This window comes from Flavobacterium gawalongense, from assembly GCF_007097265.1.
Taxonomy (GTDB): domain Bacteria; phylum Bacteroidota; class Bacteroidia; order Flavobacteriales; family Flavobacteriaceae; genus Flavobacterium; species Flavobacterium gawalongense.
Window position 1 is genome coordinate 95,185 of sequence record NZ_VJZP01000007.1, and the last position, 19,274, is coordinate 114,458.

16 protein-coding genes are annotated in these 19,274 nt (G+C 32.4%); 10 read left to right on the top strand and 6 right to left on the bottom strand.

The window, feature by feature from the left end; translation table 11 throughout:
- The first annotated feature begins 188 nt into the window (after positions 1–188).
- Positions 189–1,211 carry a threonine aldolase family protein gene (locus tag FNW38_RS05920; protein WP_143386553.1) on the top strand — a complete coding sequence of 341 codons (1,023 nt, stop codon included), beginning with the start codon at positions 189–191 and terminating at the stop codon, positions 1,209–1,211.
- Positions 1,212–1,383: 172 nt separating this feature from the next.
- Here FNW38_RS05920 and FNW38_RS05925 read toward each other — a convergent pair whose 3' ends face one another.
- Positions 1,384–2,349 carry a hypothetical protein gene (locus FNW38_RS05925; RefSeq protein WP_143386552.1) on the bottom strand — a complete coding sequence of 322 codons (966 nt, stop codon included), beginning with the start codon at positions 2,347–2,349 and terminating at the stop codon, positions 1,384–1,386.
- A gap of 20 nt (positions 2,350–2,369) precedes the next feature.
- Positions 2,370–2,690 carry a YbaB/EbfC family nucleoid-associated protein gene (locus FNW38_RS05930; protein WP_035671607.1) on the bottom strand — a complete coding sequence of 107 codons (321 nt, stop codon included), beginning with the start codon at positions 2,688–2,690 and terminating at the stop codon, positions 2,370–2,372.
- Between the two features lie 138 nt (positions 2,691–2,828).
- Between FNW38_RS05930 and FNW38_RS05935 the strand changes: the two genes are divergently transcribed.
- Both FNW38_RS05935 and FNW38_RS05940 read left to right on the top strand, forming a co-directional pair.
- Positions 2,829–4,889: a S9 family peptidase gene (locus FNW38_RS05935; protein ID WP_143386551.1), complete on the top strand. Its 2,061-nt coding sequence runs from the start codon at positions 2,829–2,831 to the stop codon at positions 4,887–4,889.
- A 71-nt stretch (positions 4,890–4,960) separates the two neighbouring features.
- Entirely contained in the window at positions 4,961–6,001 is a 1,041-nt protein-coding gene (locus FNW38_RS05940) for a PLP-dependent cysteine synthase family protein (RefSeq protein WP_143386550.1), read from the top strand.
- Positions 6,002–6,258: 257 nt separating this feature from the next.
- On the opposite strand, the gene FNW38_RS05945 is transcribed toward FNW38_RS05940, so the two are convergent.
- The 3 genes from FNW38_RS05945 to gcvT all read right to left on the bottom strand — a co-directional run bounded on the left by FNW38_RS05945 (position 6,259) and on the right by gcvT (position 10,191).
- The gene (locus tag FNW38_RS05945; RefSeq protein ID WP_143386549.1) at positions 6,259–6,969 is read right to left on the bottom strand and encodes a YebC/PmpR family DNA-binding transcriptional regulator; all 711 of its coding nucleotides are present in this window, start codon (positions 6,967–6,969) and stop codon (positions 6,259–6,261) included.
- A gap of 102 nt (positions 6,970–7,071) precedes the next feature.
- Complete coding sequence (locus tag FNW38_RS05950) at positions 7,072–9,102, bottom strand: S41 family peptidase (RefSeq protein ID WP_143386548.1); 2,031 nt, start codon at positions 9,100–9,102, stop codon at positions 7,072–7,074.
- 6 nt (positions 9,103–9,108) lie between these two features.
- Positions 9,109–10,191 (bottom strand): glycine cleavage system aminomethyltransferase GcvT, encoded by a 1,083-nt coding sequence (gene gcvT, locus FNW38_RS05955; protein ID WP_143386547.1) that lies wholly within the window; start codon positions 10,189–10,191, stop codon positions 9,109–9,111.
- Between the two features lie 262 nt (positions 10,192–10,453).
- On the opposite strand from gcvT, the gene FNW38_RS05960 reads away from it, so the two are divergent.
- Both FNW38_RS05960 and priA read left to right on the top strand, forming a co-directional pair.
- Entirely contained in the window at positions 10,454–10,888 is a 435-nt protein-coding gene (locus FNW38_RS05960) for a DUF2147 domain-containing protein (protein WP_143386546.1), read from the top strand.
- Between the two features lie 59 nt (positions 10,889–10,947).
- Positions 10,948–13,428 (top strand): replication restart helicase PriA, encoded by a 2,481-nt coding sequence (gene priA / locus FNW38_RS05965; RefSeq protein ID WP_143386545.1) that lies wholly within the window; start codon positions 10,948–10,950, stop codon positions 13,426–13,428.
- Positions 13,429–13,436: 8 nt separating this feature from the next.
- Here priA and FNW38_RS05970 read toward each other — a convergent pair whose 3' ends face one another.
- Positions 13,437–14,132, bottom strand: coding sequence for a LytR/AlgR family response regulator transcription factor (locus FNW38_RS05970; RefSeq protein ID WP_143386544.1), 696 nt, complete (start codon positions 14,130–14,132; stop codon positions 13,437–13,439).
- Positions 14,133–14,299: 167 nt separating this feature from the next.
- On the opposite strand from FNW38_RS05970, the gene rpsF reads away from it, so the two are divergent.
- The 5 genes from rpsF to FNW38_RS05995 all read left to right on the top strand — a co-directional run bounded on the left by rpsF (position 14,300) and on the right by FNW38_RS05995 (position 19,232).
- A complete protein-coding gene (gene rpsF, locus FNW38_RS05975) occupies positions 14,300–14,641 on the top strand; it encodes a 30S ribosomal protein S6 (protein ID WP_035671622.1) in 342 nt (113 codons plus the stop codon).
- A gap of 5 nt (positions 14,642–14,646) precedes the next feature.
- Positions 14,647–14,943 (top strand): 30S ribosomal protein S18, encoded by a 297-nt coding sequence (gene rpsR / locus FNW38_RS05980; protein WP_007138295.1) that lies wholly within the window; start codon positions 14,647–14,649, stop codon positions 14,941–14,943.
- 15 nt (positions 14,944–14,958) lie between these two features.
- The gene (gene rplI / locus FNW38_RS05985) at positions 14,959–15,399 is read left to right on the top strand and encodes a 50S ribosomal protein L9 (RefSeq protein WP_143386543.1); all 441 of its coding nucleotides are present in this window, start codon (positions 14,959–14,961) and stop codon (positions 15,397–15,399) included.
- Positions 15,400–15,495: 96 nt separating this feature from the next.
- The gene (locus FNW38_RS05990) at positions 15,496–18,651 is read left to right on the top strand and encodes a TonB-dependent receptor (RefSeq protein WP_143386542.1); all 3,156 of its coding nucleotides are present in this window, start codon (positions 15,496–15,498) and stop codon (positions 18,649–18,651) included.
- Positions 18,652–18,758: 107 nt separating this feature from the next.
- Positions 18,759–19,232, top strand: coding sequence for a DUF6495 family protein (locus FNW38_RS05995; RefSeq protein WP_143386541.1), 474 nt, complete (start codon positions 18,759–18,761; stop codon positions 19,230–19,232).
- Positions 19,233–19,274 lie beyond the last annotated feature (42 nt).

Genomic DNA, 19,274 nt, shown 5'->3' on the forward strand with positions numbered 1-19,274 from the left:
TTATATTAATTTAAATAGGTCTGTTTTCAAATATTTATAAAAAATGCCGTTATATCATTCATTTAGTTTAGTTTTAACTGAACTAGTTTGAATTAACAAACGGTATTATGTAATTTTGTGGCACAAAAATAGAAAAATTTTACGAAGGGACAATTCGCGAATTGTCCGTACTGAAAATAAAAATATATATGGAAATAAATTTAGTTAGCGATACGATAACCAAACCTTCTCGCGAAATGTTAGTGCATATGTTGAATGCCAAAGTAGGAGATGACGTATACAAACAAGACCCAACTGTTATTGAACTTGAAGCTAAAGTTGCCGAAATGTTCGGGATGGAAGCAGGGCTTTTTTTTCCATCAGGAACTATGGCAAACCAAACGGCGATAAAATTACATACACAACCAGGCGAACAATTAATTGCCGATAAATATGCGCATGTGTATCATTATGAAGGCGGAGGCGTTTCTTTTAACAGCGGCGTTTCTTGTTGCTTATTAAATGGAAATCGCGGAATGATAACTGCTGAACAAGTGGCTGGAGCAATTAATGATCCTGAGTTTTATCACAGTCCTTTAACGAGTTTGGTTTGTGTAGAAAATACTACTAACAAAGGTGGTGGAGCTTGTTATGAATTGGAAGATTTACAAAAAATAAAACAGGTTTGCGATGCCAATAATTTGAAATTTCACTTGGACGGAGCCCGAATCTGGAATGCATTGGTAGCCAAAAAGCAAGATCCAAAAGCGTTTGGGAAACTATTCGATACTATTTCTGTTTGTTTGTCTAAAGGATTGGGAGCGCCAATTGGTTCGGTTTTATTAGCTGATAAAGCTACTATTCACAGAGCGTTGCGAATCCGAAAAATATTAGGTGGCGGAATGCGTCAGGTAGGATATTTGGCGGCAGCCGGAATTTACGCTTTAGATAATAATATGGAACGTCTTGCTGAAGACCATCGAAGAGCTAAAGAAATTGGCGAAGTATTAAAAAAGGCAAGTTGGGTCGCTTCGGTAGAACCGGTCGAGACTAATATTTTGATTTTTTCATTAGTTCCAAATTGTATTGAAAAGAATTTAATTGAACTATTAAAACAAAAAAATATTTCAATCAGTTCTATTGGACATGGAAAATTGAGGATAGTAACGCACCTTGATTATAGAGAAGTGATGCATACTTATGTTCTAGAAACACTACAAAAATTAGTGTAACACTGTTTGGAAAATTTGTTTAAAGTTTAAGGTTTAACGTTTTTAGCGCGATCAAAAAACGTTAAACCTTAAACTTTAAACTTTTTTATTTAAAAAGATTGTCCATTCCTGGAATCATTGGCATATCCATTTTTGCAACAGCAATGTTATTAAATATGATTTTATTATTAATTTAATTAGATATTTTCTCTATAATAACCATATTAGAATCTTCATTTATATCTACAAATTCTGTTGAATTTGATGAAATATTGTATTTCAAAATACCAGATTTATTATTCAGATTAGAGATGATAACGTATTGATTTTTAGAGTTGTCGATAAATCCTTTGCCGAAAACGCTATTTAATCCATACACTTCGTTAGGTAAAATGTCGGTGTAAGTGTTATTTAACAGGTCGAATTTGAAAAGACTAACTCCATTTATATTTCCTACCAAACCTTTCATGCCATACAAAATGTTGTTTGTAGATATTGCAGATCTTGTAAAAGAAATAGGGGTGTTAGAGCTATTAAAAAACAGCGGTTTAGACGTATTATTTTCTAAATTTATTTCAATTGTATTGTCATTATAACAAGAGCTGTAAAATTTGTTTCCATTTATAAAAGTCGAAAATGAACTTTTTTGGTTAAAAGAAATTCCCGTATAAATGACTTCAAAGGTAGTTGGATTAATTGTTACAAAATAACATATTGATTTTGAATCATCTTTATTCGATTTTAATATTCCAAATAATAAGTTATTCGAATCATTCCATTGTAACGATATTAATGCAGGGTCTAAACCCGTTAGAGCACTTGGATAAACTAAATTGTTTGAAGTAGTTAAATTGGTGTTTTTGTCGAAAACAAACAATTTGTCAGTTGATAAATATTCAATCAAAAATATTTTATTTGAATTTGAAGTAACAGTATTCAAATCTAAAAATGCAGATGTATTAAAACCATTAAATGCTGAATAAGTAGAAATTGCACCAGTTTTGTTTCCGATTTTATTGATTTTCCCAGTTGAGTTTACAACTAAGTAACTAAAGTCATCTTTAACTTGTTTAACTTCACTTTCGGATGATGATTCTCCACTACAAGAAATGAAAAATATGGCGCAATTAAGCGCTAATAATTTGAATAATAATTTCATATATTTAGTTGCGAGAATTTTTATTTAAAAAGATTGTCCATTCCTGGAATCATTGGCATATCCATTTTTGCAACAGCATCAAGTTCAGCTTCATTTGTTTTAGTCGCTTTTTCAATAGCTTTATTTAGGACTAAAATCATATAATCTTCTAATTGTTCTTTGTCTTCCAATAAAGAATCGTCAATTGTGATTGATTTTATTTTTCTATTGGCAGTCAAAGTAACTTTCAATAAACCATCAGTGCTTTGCTCATCAATAAGAACAGTGTCTAAACGTTTTTTAGTGTCTTCTATTTTTTGTTGGGTTTCTTTTAGTTTTCCCATCATTCCCATTAAATCCATTTTGATAAATTTTAATTATTGAATTACGAAATTACTACATTCGGTGTAATAAGCATGTTAAATTAGATAGAAAATTGAATCGTTTTAAAATGTCTTTGTGTTATTTTTGTAGCTTCACTTAAATATAAAGAGCAAACGATGCCAGAAAATATACAACCACCAGTTGTCAAAATAATTCCTGAAAAATTAGAAAAATTTGGTAATGAAAGAATCGATAATTACTTCTGGTTGAATGACAGAGAAAACCCGGAAGTTATTGATTACCTGAATAAAGAGAATGAGTATTATCATAAAATGACTGCTCATACCAAAGATTTCCAAAAAGAATTATTTGAAGAAATGAAAGGCAGAATCAAGGAAGATGATGAATCGGTTCCTTATTTATACAACGGATATTACTACATCACCCGTTTTGAAACTGGAAAGGATTATCCTATTTATTCCCGAAAAAAGGAAAGCCTTTCGGCAAAAGAAGAAATCATGTTCGATTGTAATGAATTGGCCAAAGGACAATCTTATTTTCAATTAGGTGGTTTGAGTATTAGTCCGGATAATAAATTAGCTGTTTATAGTACGGATACTATTGGAAGAAGAATTTATACTGTTCAGGTTAAAAGCTTAGAGACTAATGAAATTCTGGAAGATAAAATAGAAAAGGTTACGGGAACTGCTGTTTGGGCAAATGATAATCATACCATTTTTTATTCTTCGCAGGACGAAGTTACCTTGCGATCCGATAAAATTTTCAAACATAAATTAGGTTCAAAACAAGCGGATGATGTTTTAGTTTATTTTGAAAAAGATGATACTTATAATGTCGAAATTGCAAAATCTAAATCCAGAAAATATCTTGCAATTGAGTCTGGAAGTACACTGACAACAGAATATAGAATTCTAAATGCCGACACTCCAGATGGGAAATTTGAAATTTTTCAAAAAAGAATCAGAGGAGTAGAATATAGTATCAATCACTACAAGGATAGCTTTTATATTTTAACCAATAAGGATAAAGCCGAAAATTTCAAATTGATGAAAACGCTCGAAACCGCAACATCAAAAGAAAATTGGACAGAAGTTATACCGCATAGAGAAGATGTTTTGTTAGAAGACATCGAAATTTTTGCTAATTATTTAGTGGTCGAAGAACGTTCGAATGGTTTGAATAAAATCCGAATCATGCCTTGGAGTGGGGAAGGGGAATACTATTTGCCTTTTGAAAGCGAAACCTATACCGCTTATACCACGACCAATGTAGATTTTGAAACAGAAATTTTGCGTTACGGCTACCAATCCATGACAACTCCCTCTTCGGTTATTGATTTCAATATGACAACCAAAGCAAAGGAAATCAAAAAGGAGCAACAGGTTCTTGGTGGCAAATTTGATAAAAATAATTATAAAGAAGAACGCGTTTGGGCAACTGCCAAAGATGGAGCCAAAATTCCTATTTCTATGGTGTATAGAAAAGAGTTGAAAAAAGACGGGAATAATCCATTGTTGCAATATGCTTATGGTTCTTATGGACATTCTATGGATGTTACTTTTTCATCGACCCGATTAACATTATTAGATAGAGGATTTATATTTGCGATAGCGCATATTCGTGGTGGCGAGGATTTAGGAAGACAATGGTATGAAGACGGAAAATTATTAAAAAAGAAAAATACGTTCACTGATTTTATCGATTGTTCTAAATTTCTGATTGATCAAAAATACACATCACCAAAACATTTATATGCAGAAGGGGGCTCTGCCGGAGGTTTATTAATGGGAGTTGTGGTGAATTTAGCACCTGAATTGTATCATGGAATAATAGCACAAGTTCCTTTTGTGGATGTAATTACTACGATGCTTGATGATAGTATACCTCTTACAACTGGAGAATATGATGAATGGGGGAATCCAAATAAAAAGAAATATTACCAATACATGTTGTCGTATTCTCCTTACGACAATGTAAAAAAACAAAATTATCCCAATATGTATGTGTCTACGGGTCTTCATGATTCACAGGTACAATATTGGGAACCAGCGAAGTGGGTCGCAAAATTGCGAACAATGAAAATGGATGCGAATGTCTTATATCTTGATACTAACATGGATGCAGGTCACGGAGGAGCATCTGGGAGGTTTGAAGCTATAAAGGAATTAGCAAAAGAATTTAGTTTTTTATTAGATTTAGAGAAAATTAAAAAGTAATTAGATTTTTTTTGTTAAATTTGCAACGTTCGTGGTTAAATTAAAAATTGCCTGCGACTAACTATTTTTTTATGAAAGAAGAAATAAACGCTTATAATAATGTTTTAGAATTAATAGGTAACACCCCACTTATTAAGCTAAATAAAGTCACCGAAGAGTTAGAAGGTAATTTCTACGCAAAGGTAGAAGCTTTTAATCCAGGACATTCTTCTAAAGATAGAATAGCATTATACATAATCGAAGAAGCTGAAAAAAAAGGATTTTTATCTCCTGGTGATACCATTATTGAAACTACATCCGGGAATACCGGTTTTAGTTTGGCGATGGTAAGTATCATAAAAGGCTATAATTGTATCCTTGCTGTTAGTTCTAAGTCATCCAAAGATAAAATAGATATGTTACGTAGTTTGGGAGCAAAAGTTTATGTTTGTCCCGCACATGTCTCCGCTGATGATGAGCGTTCGTATTATAATGTAGCCAAACGTTTGCACGAAGAAACGAAAGGTTCTGTTTATATCAATCAATATTTCAATCAATTGAATATTGATGCACATTATAAATCTACAGGGCCAGAAATTTGGAAACAAACAAATGGTAAAATCACACACCTTATCGCTTGTAGCGGTACAGGAGGAACTATTTCAGGAACTGCAAAATACTTGAAAGAACAAAATCCTAATATTAGGATTCTCGGAGTAGATGCTTTTGGTTCCGTATTAAAAAAATACCATGAGACCAGGGAATTCGATAACGATGAAATTTATCCTTACAGAATTGAAGGTTTAGGTAAAAACTTAATCCCGTCTGCAACTGATTTTGATCTTATCGATAAGTTCATGAAAGTTACTGATGAAGAAAGTGCGCATTCTGCCAGAGAAATTGTAAAAAAAGAAGGCTTATTTGTTGGTTATACTTCCGGGGCTGTAATGCAAGCGATTAAACAATATGCTGAAGAAGGTGAATTTGATAAAAACAGTAATGTAATTGCCATTTTTCCGGATCACGGCTCAAGATATATGAGTAAGGTATTTAGTGATGACTGGATGAATGAGCAAGGTTTCTTTGACAGCATCAACGAAGAAGAAGCTCAGAAAATAGAATTTATAAAATAAGAAGTATTAATTAGTATAAAGTATTAAGATAAAAAACTCCGTCAGTCTAAAAGTTGATGGAGTTTTTCTTTTTAACAGAGTCATTCTGTTTTTTTTTGTCATTCCGACGAAGGAGGAATCTCATCAGGATAGTTCGCTTTGTGTGAGATTCCTCCTTCGTCGGAATGACAAAATACGGGACAAACTCAAAAAAAACTCCAGATTTATCCGGAGTTTTTCTAGTGTTTTTCTGAATACTATTCACTGAATACTGTAAACTATTCCTCCATTGTATGATAAACGTTCATTACGTCATCATCTTCTTCAATTTTTTCGATTAGTTTCTCAACATCAGCAGCTTGTGCTTCAGTCAGTTTTTTAGTTATTTGAGGAATTCTTTCAAATCCGGAAGAAAGGATTTCCAATCCTCTATTTTCTAATTCTTTTTGAATCGTTCCAAAACTTCCAAAAGGCGCATAAATTAAAATACCGTCTTCGTCTTCAAAAACTTCTTCTGCGCCGAAATCGATTAATTCTAATTCTAATTCTTCAGGATCAATTCCGTTTGCCGGAATTCTAAAGTTGCACGTATGGTCAAACATAAATTCAACTGAACCTTGCGTTCCCATTGTACCGTTACATTTGTTAAAATAACTTCTGACATTAGCAACAGTTCTGTTATTATTATCAGTTGCTGTTTCAACTAGAATTGCAATTCCATGGGGTGCATATCCTTCAAATAAAACCTCTTTATAGTTAGCTGTATCTTTATCCGTTGCTTTTTTGATAGCACGTTCTACATTTTCTTTCGGCATATTGACTGCCTTGGAATTCTGAATAACGGCTCTTAATCTGGAGTTGGCATCAGGATTTGGTCCGCCTTCCTTTACAGCCATTACAATATCTTTACCAATTCTGGTAAATGCTTTGGCCATTGCCGACCAACGTTTCATTTTTCTACCTTTTCTGAACTCAAACGCTCTTCCCATTTCTATTTATTGTTTTGAACTGCAAAAATACAGTTATTCCTTATTTTACCAAAATCAAATTAAATTCTTTTATCGAATTAAAAATAAATTGATACTGTTATTTTATTTTAAAGCATTAAAATCTTCAATTATTGTAATGGCCTCATTCAAATAATGATTCGTTTTTAAAGCATCCAATTGGAATTGATTGTTAACTTTTTCTGAGGGATGAATAGCGAGAAGGAATCGATTTAAATCAGAATTGTAAACATTCAAATCAATACTTCCGGAATCAAAAGAATTAATCTCTTCCCATAAATCACTGACTTTATTTTGTTCCTCAAAAACTGTATCAATTGTCAATGGTATTGCTTTCTTTGGTTGGTTTACCAAATCGTCGATTCTTTTATTAATTGTTTTAATATCATTAAAATAGTCGTCGTTAACAATTCGTAGCCTGCTATTTTCTAATACTTTTTGAATCAAATTATTTTTTGCATAAGGCCTAAATCTAATGAAAGTATTGATGCTGTCATTTTTGAAAGCCGTAGGGAAGTTATTCTCTTTTGGAAATATTGTCTCGTAGATTTCCGGCAGAACTACATTTGGAAAAACGCCCAAACTTTGATGACTTTTTCCAGTTATTCTGTAAAATTTATTGACAGTTACTTTTACAAAATTCTTATTATCATTTTCTTCTAATGGAACTATGGTTTGCATAGTTGCCTTACCTAAAGTGATGCTGCCAATTAATAACGCCCGATGGTAATCTTGAAGAACCGATGCGAAAAACTCACTCGCTGATGCCGAATTACCATTTATTAGAAGTACAATTGGATCTTTGTAAAGCATTCCTTTATACGGATCATCAATTGTAGTTTGTACTTTTTTATTATCAATTACTACGGATATTGGACCGTCGTCAATAAACATTCCGGCTAATTTTATCGCTTCTTCCATGGAACCGCCACCATTATCAACTAAATCAATAACTAATCCTTTGATATTATCTTTTTGTAATTTGATTATTTCTTTGGCAACATCCTGAGCACAGCCTTTACCATTATTACCTTCAAAATCGGCATAAAAACTAGGGATTTTTATATATCCTATTTTGATGTCTTTCTCTACAATAAAACTGTAAACGGTATTTTCTTCGTCTTTTATGACTTGCTTTTCTACAAGTACTTCAAAGTTTTTTCCGGAATTGCGTTTCAGCGTTAGTACAATGTTTTTATTAGCTTCCGAGAGAATCATATTCGAAATTGCCTCCAGTGAAGCACATGAAACCAGTAAAGTTTCTTTTAGGTTTGAAATCGAAATAATTTGATCTCCTTTTTTTATTTTTCCAGTAAGAAATGCGGGTCCATTAGGGTCTAATTCATCTACAATAATTTCGCTTTTTTTATTTAAACTTACATTTAGGCCTAATGATAAATGTTCTTTGGATAATGAGGCTACAAAACTTAACTTGGAATCATCGCTAAAATAAGAAGTGTGTGGGTCAAAGTAACTACAAAAATGATTGTAAAGACTTTCTTGTAAGCCAGATTCATTTTGCAAAATGCTATTTATTCTGCAAAGTTCATTTTGAATAATTGTATTTTTAGAATGCATTGCCAATGCATTAAAATTGGCTTTAATAGAATCCAGATTTTTGCTTGTTTGGGCTATATCATCCAGAATTTCATATTTAATTTTTTTTCTCCAAACTTTCTCAACTTGGTTGTCTAATAAATAGATTGGGAATGCTTTTTTATAAAACCGAATCGTGTCTTTCAATTCATAGTCAACAGTTCCTTTATCAATCTTTTCCAAAAGGTCCATATTTCTTAAAAGATCTTTTTTGTACACTGAAGCAATATCGGTTAGAAAAGCACAATCTTTATCTTTAATCAGGTTGTCAATATTCAGGCGGTATTTTTGAGATAAAATATCGAATTCTGATTTTAGAAAAATATTTCTCAAAGGATCGAGTTCATCGATGAAGCTGTCAAAAACAAAAACCGATAAACTGTCGTCTACCGGTTTTGGATTAATATGTTCGCGCTGAATTAACGCATTTATTTTAGAAAGTATTTCACAAGTTTTGATATCATTTTGACCAAATAGTGAAAATGTAGTCAAGAATAATGCGAGTGAAATTGTTTTCATTTATTTTTATTTCTTGTAAAAAGGTAATTTTACCACTTTGGCGGGAACGTTATTTTTACGGATTCTAATAAATATGTCATTGCCTAAAGCGCTGTTTTCGGTTGTAACATAACCTAAACCGATTCCTTTATTCATTGATGGCGACATAGTTCCCGAAGTTACGATTCCTATTGGATTTCCTGAAGCATCAACGATTTCATAATCATGTCTTGGTACCGCACGTTCTTGCATTTCAAAAGCCACTAATTTTTTAGAAACTCCAGCTTCTTTTTGTTTTTTCAGATTTTCTGAATTAGTAAAGTCTTTTGTGAATTTAGTAATCCAACCCAAACCAGCTTCAAGTGGAGAAGTGGTATCGTTGATGTCATTTCCGTATAAACAAAAACCCATTTCCAATCGTAAAGTATCGCGAGCAGCAAGACCAATTGGTTTAATTCCAAAAGGAGCACCAGCTTCAAAAACTTTATTCCAAATTTGTTCTACTTCTGAATTTTTACAATAAATTTCAAATCCTCCAGAACCAGTGTAACCTGTTGCCGAAATAATTACGTTGTCAATTCCTGCAAAATCACCAACTTCAAAATGGTAGTAAGGAATTGCCGATAAATCTATTGAAGACAATGATTGCATGGCTTCAACAGCTTTTGGGCCTTGAATTGCCAATAACGAATAATCATCAGATAAATTTCTCATTTCTACACCCAAATCGTTATGTGCAGCAATCCAATCCCAATCTTTATCAATATTCGAAGCATTTACGACTAATAAATACTGCTCCTCTTTCATTTTGTAAACGATCAAATCATCTACAATTCCGCCGTCATTGTTAGGCAAACAAGAATATTGTGCTCTTCCAATAGTCAAAGTAGACGCATCATTAGAAGTTACTTTTTGTATTAAAGCCAACACATTTGGTCCGGTAAGCAAGAATTCACCCATATGAGAAACATCAAAAACACCTACGGCATTTCGAACCGTTTCATGTTCAGCATTCACACCTTCATATAAAATAGGCATATTGTATCCGGCAAACGGAAGCATTTTTGCTCCCAAACTCTCGTGTATGTGCGTAAGCGCAGTATTTTTCATTGTTATTTTGTATAGAATTTCAAGTGGCTAATTTATTGATTTTATTTCGGGTGACAAAGACGTAAAGAAGCAAAGTTTAAAGTTTCAAACGTTTTCGAAATAACAGGCTGAACAATTTCAAAAAAATAATTTTCAGTATTTAATCCAATGAAGTTATGAAGCTATTTCCTGCTATTCATTACAATCTTTTCCTTTTTAATGTTTAATTTTACAATCAATTTATTTGAAGTCTCTAACTTGCGAGAGCAAAAAAACAAGTATCATGAAAAAAAGTAGATTAGTTATTATAGCACTGTTTTTTGTTGCCATTTTCTATGGTCAAAATCAAACTGTTATTGACAAATGGAAAACCATCGATGATGAAACTGGAAAAGCCAAATCAATAGTGGAAATCTATGAGGAATCTGGGAAAATTTATGGTAAAGTAATTGAGATTCTGGAAGAAGAACATAAAAAAAAAGTTTGTAGCAATTGTTCAGGTGAGGATAGAAACAAACCTATTCTTGGAATGATAGTCATAAAAGGATTAACAAAAGATGGGAACGTATATACTAAAGGCAAAATTTTAGATCCTAAAAACGGGAAACTTTATAAATGTTATATTACATTAGAATCAAAAGACAAACTTAAAGTTCGTGGTTTTATTGGAATTTCATTGTTTGGGCGAACACAATATTGGTACAGAGTAAAAAGTTGATTTTAAATGGAATGAATCTAATGCCTGTCCAATAATAACAAATAGCTAAAAATCTAAAAATGCATTTCGTCGAAGTAATTTTACCTCTTTCTCTTGCCAAAACCTTTACCTATAGCGTTTCTGAAGCCGAATTTCATTATATCAAGAAAGGAATGCGTGTGGCGGTACCTTTTGGTAAAAGTAAAATTTACACGGCGCTAGTTATTGAAATTCATCAAAATAAACCCAGCTTATACGAAGCTAAAGAAATTCATCAAATTCTGGATGAAAAACCCATTGTTACTGAAATCCAAATTACACATTGGCAATGGATTGCTTCTTATTATATGTGTGCTATTGGTGATGTATATCGTGGCGCTATGCCAAGCGCACTTTTGCTGGAAAGCGAAACCGTAATTTCTCAAAAACAAGATTTGTTTGTGGATCAAAGTCTCCTTTCGGATGATGAATTTTTGGTTTACGAAGCTTTACAGCAGCAAAGTTCCTTGAAAGTGCAGGATATTATATCAATTTTAAACAAAAAAAATATTTTTCCTGTAATTCAAAAGTTGATTGATAAAAATATAGTAGTGCTTCAGGAAGAAATTTCAGAAAGTTATAAGCCTAAGCTGGTTCGCTACGTGCGTTTGCATTCTAAATATGATTCGAATGCAGGTTTGGGTGAATTATTAGAAACTTTGAAAAATGCCAACAAACAAAAGGAAATTGTACTGAGTTATTTTCAATTGAGCGCTACCGAAAAGACCCGAGGCGAAGCCGAACGGAGCGGAGCTAAACCCATAACGGTTAAAAAACTTGTCGAGGCGGCTCATTCATCTTCGGCAATTATAAAGGCATTAATCGAAAAAGAAATATTTGAGGATTATTTTCTTCAGGAAGACAGAGTAAATTTCAATGGAAAAATAAGGGAAGAAGAACTTCAATTAAGTCAGGCACAGCAAACTGCTTTTGAAGAAATCAAAAATAGTTTTACTCAAAAAGAAGTCTGTTTGTTGCATGGAGTAACTTCCAGTGGAAAAACGGAGATTTATATTAAGCTCATCGAAGAATATATTGATTCTGGAAAACAAGTATTGTATTTATTGCCCGAAATTGCTTTGACAACGCAATTAGTAGGAAGATTGAGAACTTATTTTGGAAATAAAGTAGCTGTTTTTCATTCGAAATATAATAATAATGAACGTATCGAGGTTTGGAATCAAGTTTTGGTAAATTCGGAGAAAGCACAAGTAGTACTAGGAGCGAGGTCAGCTTTGTTTTTACCTTTTCATAATCTGGGATTTGTAATTGTAGATGAGGAACACGAACAAACTTTCAAACAAGTAGATCCTGCACCACGTTATCATGCGCGTGATGCTGCGGTAGTTTTGGCTAATTCGCATAAAGCAAAAGTTTTATTAGGTTCGGCAACACCAAGTATAGAAACCTATTTTAATGCAAAATCAGAAAAATATGGTTTAGTAGAAATTTCGAAACGATTTGGAAACGTAATGATGCCAAATATTGAATTGGTGGATTTGAAAGATAAATACTTTCGGAAAAGAATGACGGGACATTTCAGTGATGTTTTAATTGAAGAAATCAATACCGCATTATCATTAGGTGAGCAAGTGATTTTGTTTCAAAACAGAAGAGGTTATTCTCCAATAATAGAATGTATTACTTGTGGTCATGTGCCACAATGCCAACAATGCGATGTGAGTTTGACGTATCACAAGCATAAAAACCAGTTGCGTTGTCATTATTGCGGGTATACAATGGCAAAACCTACCCATTGTCATTCGTGTTCTAGTGTTGATTTGACTACAAAAGGCTTTGGAACCGAACAAATAGAACAAGAATTGATTTCTATTTTTCCAAATTCAAAAACAGGAAGAATGGATCAGGATACCACGCGTGGTAAATTTGGTTTTGAGAAAATTATCGATAGTTTTAAGAATAGAGAAATTGATATTTTAGTTGGAACGCAAATGCTAGCTAAAGGATTGGATTTTGATAATGTGACTTTGGTAGGAATCATGAATGCGGATAACATGTTGTATCATCCTGATTTTAGAGCATTCGAGAGAAGTTTTCAAATGATGACTCAAGTAGCAGGTCGAGCAGGACGTTCGGAGAAACAAGGAAAAGTTATTATTCAAACGTATAATCCTAATCATAATACGATACAGCAGGTAACAAATAATGATTATCTGGGAATGTATAAGGAGCAATTGTATGACAGGCAAATTTATAAATATCCGCCTTATTTCAGAATCATAAAACTGACATTAAAACAGCGTGATTTCGATAAACTAAAAGAAGGCACCATGTGGCTGTATCAAGTAATGAGTCAAAATCTTAATATGCCGGTATTAGGTCCTGAGGAACCAGCTATAAATAGAATTAGGAATGAATACATACGAACGATTATAATTAAAATTCCACAAAACACGTCTATAGTAAACACAAAAAAAACTATCCAAAAGATATTGAATAGTTTTGAGGCTGTTGCTCAATACAGAGCTATAAAAGTTACGCTAAACGTCGATTTTTATTAAAAGTAATTTTATGCAAATGATAGGGCTTTAACTAAATCTTCTTTTTTGTTTCTACTCAAAGGTATTTTTGTAATTCCAATTTCGGCAAACTTACTGTTGAAACGTTCTACTTTGTCGATATTTATGATGTAGGACTTATGAACTCTGATGAATTTTTCTTTAGACAAATCATTTTCAAAAGATTTCATCGTAGAAAGCACTAAGTTACTATCTTCTTCGGTAACAACTCTAACGTAGTCACCAAAAGCTTCAATCCATTTAATTTTAGAAGTGAAAATTTTTAATTTTTTCAGATTACTCTTAATGAAAATATGTTCACCTTCTTCTTCTTTATTTTCTTTTTTAAGAGAATATAAATCGATTGCTCTTCTTACCGATGCATTGAAACGATCTATAGCAATAGGTTTTTGCAGATAGTCGGTAGCATCATAATCAAATGCTTTCATGGCATATTCGGCTTTAGAGGTAATGAAAATAATTTGTGGTTTTATTTTTAAACCATCTAAAAAGTCAAAACCGCTAATTACGGGCATTTCAATATCTAGAAATATTAAATCTACATTATGTACAGACATGCAACTCCTCGCTTCGATTGCATTAGAAAAATCTCCAATTAAATGTAGATTTGGATGATTATTCACTAACTTTGCGATGATTATCCTTTGAATGGAACTATCATCAACTACTACACAATTAAGTTTCATAATTTTCGTATTTTAAGATTTGGAGTAGTAAATTTAATAATCATTTATTGAAAAAACTAATCTTTATCGGTTTTTTTTACCATACAACGAATAAAGTAAAATCATCATTGTTTATTTAAAATAATTGATTACTTTTGCACCCAAATTAACAAATAAATAAAATATTTATGAATCATTATGAAACTGTTTTCATTTTAAATCCCGTTTTATCTGAAGTTCAGGTAAAGGAAACAGTAAGCAAATTTGAAGATTTTCTTACTAGTAGAGGAGCAGAGATGGTATCGAAAGAAGACTGGGGCCTTAAAAAAATGGCTTACGAAATTCAAAACAAAAAAAGTGGTTTTTACCATTTGTTCGAATTCAAAGTAGCAGGAGAAGTTCTAATTGCTTTTGAAACCGAATTTAGACGTGACGAAAGAGTAATGCGTTTCTTAACTGTAAGTTTAGACAAACACGCTATTTCTTGGGCTGAAAGAAGAAGAACTAAATTAAAATCTACAAAAGCTTAATTATCATGGCAACATTACAACAATCGGCTTCAGGAAAAAAAGACGGAGATATCAGATATCTTACGCCTTTGAACATAGAAACAAACAAAACTAAAAAGTACTGTCGTTTCAAAAAATCAGGTATCAAATATATTGATTATAAAGATGCTGATTTCTTATTGAAATTTGTAAACGAACAAGGGAAAATTCTTCCTCGTCGTTTAACAGGAACTTCATTGAAATACCAAAGAAAAGTGTCTGTTGCTGTAAAAAGAGCACGTCACTTAGCATTAATGCCATATGTGGCTGATTTACTAAAATAATAAAGAAGCGAAATTATGGAACTTATACTTAAAAAAGACGTACAAAATTTAGGCTTTAAAGATGATGTTGTATCTGTGAAAAATGGTTACGGTCGTAACTTTTTAATCCCACAAGGACACGCACATTTGGCAACTTCTTCTGCAAAGAAAGTGTTAGCTGAAAACCTAAAACAAAGAGCTCATAAAGAAGAAAAAGTAGTAAACGATGCTAAAGCATTGGCTGAAACTTTAAAAGCTATCGAAATTAAAATTTTCGCAAAAGCAGGTGGTGAAAAATTATTCGGTTCAATCACGAATATTGATATCGCTGAAGCATTAGCAAAAGGCGGTCAAGTAATTGACAGAAAATTTATTACTAGTGGAATCGTTAAACGTACAGGAAAATATGCTGCTAGCGTTAGATTACACAGAGATGTAGTTATTGAATTACCTTATGAAATTGTTGCTGAAAAATAACATTTAGCTAATATTTTGTTAATAAAATAAAAAAATCACTCTTAGGAGTGATTTTTTTTTGGCTAATTTTGCCCAAAATAACTAACATTCAAATAAATGAAAAAAATTATTATTTTATTGTTTTTTGTATTTGCTCTTCACTCGATGATAGGTCAAACTACAACATCTAGTATTAAGGGAATAGTGAAAAGTTCTAGTAATGAGTTGCTTCCAGGAACAACGATACTTGCTATTCATACTCCTTCAGGAACTAAGTATTCTGCAGTATCGAATGCTGATGGAAGATTCAATATGTTGAATATGAGAATTGGAGGGCCATATAAAATTGTGGTAACTTTTATTGGATTTCAAACTGAAGAATTTAACGATGTTTACCTTGATTTAGGTAAAGTCTTTAGTTTAGATGTTGTTTTGAAAGATGAAAGTCAAAAGCTAGAAGAAGTAAAAGTTGTTGGGGCTAAAAATAAAGTTTTTCAAAGTGGAAGAACTGGCGCTGAGACTACTATAGGTAGAAGAGAATTGGCAGTATTGCCATCAATCTCAAGATCAGCTGAAGATTTTACGCGTTTAGAGCCTTCAGCAAGTGGCGGTTCTTTTGGCGGTAGAAATGACCAGTATAACAGTTATTCCTTGAATGGAGCTGTTTTCAATAATCCTTTCGGATTAGATGCGGCAACTCCTGGTGGGCAAACAGGTTCTCAGCCAATATCACTAGATGCCATCGATCAAATTCAGGTAGCCACGGCTCCTTATGATGTGACTTTGTCTGGTTTTACAGGTGCTTCTGTAAATGCAGTTACAAAATCAGGTACAAATGAATTTCATGGTACTGCTTATGCTTTTTACAGAAACCAAGATTTAACGGGTAGTAAAGTGCATGGAGAGAAGATATTTGTACCTTCTTTAGAACAAACTCAAGCGGGTTTGAGTATTGGAGGTCCAATTATTAAAAACAAATTATTTTTCTTTGCTAATTATGAAATTGATAAAAGAAGCGATTTAGGTTCAAATGTTGTTGCTAATGATGGAAATGCTACAACTGGCGTAAATGAATCCAGAGTTTTAGCCACTGATTTGATGCATGTGTCTACTGAATTAGGAAAGTTAGGTTACGATACAGGAGCTTACCAAGGATTTACTCATAATTCAGATTCAAATAAAGGAATTATAAAATTTGACTGGAACATTAATGATAATCATAAATTGGCTTTTATTTATAATTTCTTGGATGCATCCAAAGATAAACCTGCACATCCTACAGCAATTCTTCGTAGAGGACCTGATGTGAATACAATGCAATTTGAAAAGTCAGGTTATCAGATCAATAATCAAATTAACTCTTTCTTAGTGGAGTTGAACTCTAAATTTAGCGAGGTAGTTACTAATAAATTGCAAGCAGGTTATACGCATTTTAATGATTTTAGAAAACCTTTTTCTGCACCGGCACCGGTTATTAGTATAACTAAAGACGGTTCTCCTTATATAATTGCAGGGCATGAGCCATTTTCAATCAATAATAAATTAGACCAAAAAGTAATTCAAGTTACAGATAATTTAAATATTGTAAGAGGAAATCATACTTATACAGCAGGTTTCTCATTCGAAAAATTCATTTTCAAAAACTCATTCAATCTTAAGGGATATGGTTTTGATGTTTTTGGAAGTACAGATATGGCTGGTTTTGATGCTAATATTGCAAATGGATATTATGCTTCTGCGATTGCAGCTGCTCAAACAACATTTGATACAAAAAATGCACTTCAGGATGGAACAAATGGAGGTTGGAATTTAGCTGAAACTACTGTAGGTCAATTAGCATTTTATGTTCAGGATGAATGGAATATCAATGATAATTTCAAATTAATATATGGATTAAGAGCTGATAAGCCATTGTATTTTAATACCTCAGATTTAATACAGAAATTTATTGATACTGATAATTCAGAAGGATATGTTCCAACTATCAATTATTATAATCCAAAAGACGGAAGCACAGTAAATTTTGATTCTACAAAACTACCTGGAAATGCATTGTTATGGTCTCCTAGAGTAGGTTTCAATTGGGATGTAAATGGAAATAAAGTAACACAATTGCGTGGTGGAACTGGTATTTTTACTGGAAAACTACCATTTGTATGGATTGGTAACCAAGTAGGTGGTACGGATCCATTTTTCTATGAAGTTGTTAATAATGATTTTAAATTTCCTCAAGTTTGGAGAACTAGTTTAGGTATCGACCATAAATTTGAAAACAATTATATTCTTACAGTTGATATGTCTTATAATAAAGATATAAATGCTGTCCATGTTCAGGATTGGGGATTAAAAACACCTACAAGTCAATTAAATAGTGTAGATAACAGACCAATTTATGGATCTAACGATTATGGTACTTGGAATGAATATGGTTTTCCTGCAAGAGCTCATGCTTATGTATTGACTAATTCAAAAAAAGGAAGTGCATTTAACACTTCTGTTAAAGTGCAAAAAACATTTGACAATGGATTGTTTGCTAGTTTAGCCTATAACTATTTGAAATCTAAAGATGTGAATTCTATAGAAGCTGAAATTACTGGTGATGCCTTTAATTTTAACCCAGCTTTAGGGAATGTAAATAATGACTTGCTTTCTAATTCTAAATATGGAGATACACACCGTTTTATTGGTGTGGGTTCTAAAAAATGGAAATATGGTAATGACAAATGGGCAACCACTATTTCTACATTCTTTGAATACGCTCAAGGAGGTCGTTTCAATTATACTTACGGAGGTGATATTAATAATGATGGTGCGTCTGGGAATGATTTAATTTACATCCCAACTACAGCAGAAATTAGCACTATGATTTTTTCTGGCGTAGGACAAGGCGCGGCATTTGATAATTACATCAAACAAGATGATTATTTGAATGAAAGAAGAGGTCAGCATGCAGAACGTTATGGTGCTTTATCTCCTTGGAGAGGTAAGTGGGATCTTAAATTAATCCAAGATTACAATTTTAAAATTTCTTCAGCTTCAGAAAAGAAAAATACAATTCAATTCAGTGTTGATGTTTTGAATATAGGAAATTTATTGAACTCAGATTGGGGATTAATCCAACAACCAATCAGTGTACAACCAATAGGTGTTAGCGTTAATACTGCAAATATTCCTACTTATACGTTTAATGGAACGCAAACTAAAACCTTCAGTTATGATGCTAGTTTAGCTTCAAGATGGCAAGCGCAATTTGGGATTAGATATATTTTCTAAAAAGATAAAAAATATATTAAATTTGCCCTCTCGTTTGAGAGGGCTTTTTTTGCTTTAAAACGTCAAAGGGCAGTTGAAAAACAAAAGTTAAATACTAAAATACAATAATGAAATATTCAAGATTAACAAAAGAACAATTTGAAGAATTGAATCAGGAATTCAGTACATTTTTAGCTACACAAGCAATTGATAAAGCGGAGTGGGATAAAATAAAAGCGGAAAAACCTGAAGTAGCAGAACAAGAACTAGATGTTTTTTCTGATTTGATTTGGGAAGGGGTTCTTTCAAAAGCAACTTATTTAGAGCATTTTTCCAAAAATCATATTTTCCTTTTTCATTGTTTTGATACCCATGTTCAATCAATTGTTTTGAAATCATTAGTTCCTGAAACTGATTTCCTGACCAAAGAAGGATTGCAATGGCTTAGTGATAACATGTTTACCGATACAATTGAAATGAAAGTAGGGAAAAAAGAGTTTACCGAAGAGCGTAACACCTCAATTTTCGCATTAGTACAACAAGGTTCTTTTTTAAGTGATGGCCTTTTATACCAACAAATAAATACAATTATAGAGTCATAATTGTATTGCAGTTTCTTTTAATTTGGTTATTTTAGTACACTT

What these genes read in the sequence shown, in the direction of transcription:
- FNW38_RS05920 (WP_143386553.1), top strand. Translation starts at nt 189, where the DNA reads ATGGAAATAAATTTAGTTAGCGATACGATAACCAAACCTTCTCGCGAA.
- FNW38_RS05925 (WP_143386552.1), bottom strand. Translation starts at nt 2,349, where the DNA reads ATGAAATTATTATTCAAATTATTAGCGCTTAATTGCGCCATATTTTTC.
- FNW38_RS05930 (WP_035671607.1), bottom strand. Translation starts at nt 2,690, where the DNA reads ATGGATTTAATGGGAATGATGGGAAAACTAAAAGAAACCCAACAAAAA.
- FNW38_RS05935 (WP_143386551.1), top strand. Translation starts at nt 2,829, where the DNA reads ATGCCAGAAAATATACAACCACCAGTTGTCAAAATAATTCCTGAAAAA.
- FNW38_RS05940 (WP_143386550.1), top strand. Translation starts at nt 4,961, where the DNA reads ATGAAAGAAGAAATAAACGCTTATAATAATGTTTTAGAATTAATAGGT.
- FNW38_RS05945 (WP_143386549.1), bottom strand. Translation starts at nt 6,969, where the DNA reads ATGGGAAGAGCGTTTGAGTTCAGAAAAGGTAGAAAAATGAAACGTTGG.
- FNW38_RS05950 (WP_143386548.1), bottom strand. Translation starts at nt 9,102, where the DNA reads ATGAAAACAATTTCACTCGCATTATTCTTGACTACATTTTCACTATTT.
- gcvT (WP_143386547.1), bottom strand. Translation starts at nt 10,191, where the DNA reads ATGAAAAATACTGCGCTTACGCACATACACGAGAGTTTGGGAGCAAAA.
- FNW38_RS05960 (WP_143386546.1), top strand. Translation starts at nt 10,454, where the DNA reads ATGAAAAAAAGTAGATTAGTTATTATAGCACTGTTTTTTGTTGCCATT.
- priA (WP_143386545.1), top strand. Translation starts at nt 10,948, where the DNA reads ATGCATTTCGTCGAAGTAATTTTACCTCTTTCTCTTGCCAAAACCTTT.
- FNW38_RS05970 (WP_143386544.1), bottom strand. Translation starts at nt 14,132, where the DNA reads ATGAAACTTAATTGTGTAGTAGTTGATGATAGTTCCATTCAAAGGATA.
- rpsF (WP_035671622.1), top strand. Translation starts at nt 14,300, where the DNA reads ATGAATCATTATGAAACTGTTTTCATTTTAAATCCCGTTTTATCTGAA.
- rpsR (WP_007138295.1), top strand. Translation starts at nt 14,647, where the DNA reads ATGGCAACATTACAACAATCGGCTTCAGGAAAAAAAGACGGAGATATC.
- rplI (WP_143386543.1), top strand. Translation starts at nt 14,959, where the DNA reads ATGGAACTTATACTTAAAAAAGACGTACAAAATTTAGGCTTTAAAGAT.
- FNW38_RS05990 (WP_143386542.1), top strand. Translation starts at nt 15,496, where the DNA reads ATGAAAAAAATTATTATTTTATTGTTTTTTGTATTTGCTCTTCACTCG.
- FNW38_RS05995 (WP_143386541.1), top strand. Translation starts at nt 18,759, where the DNA reads ATGAAATATTCAAGATTAACAAAAGAACAATTTGAAGAATTGAATCAG.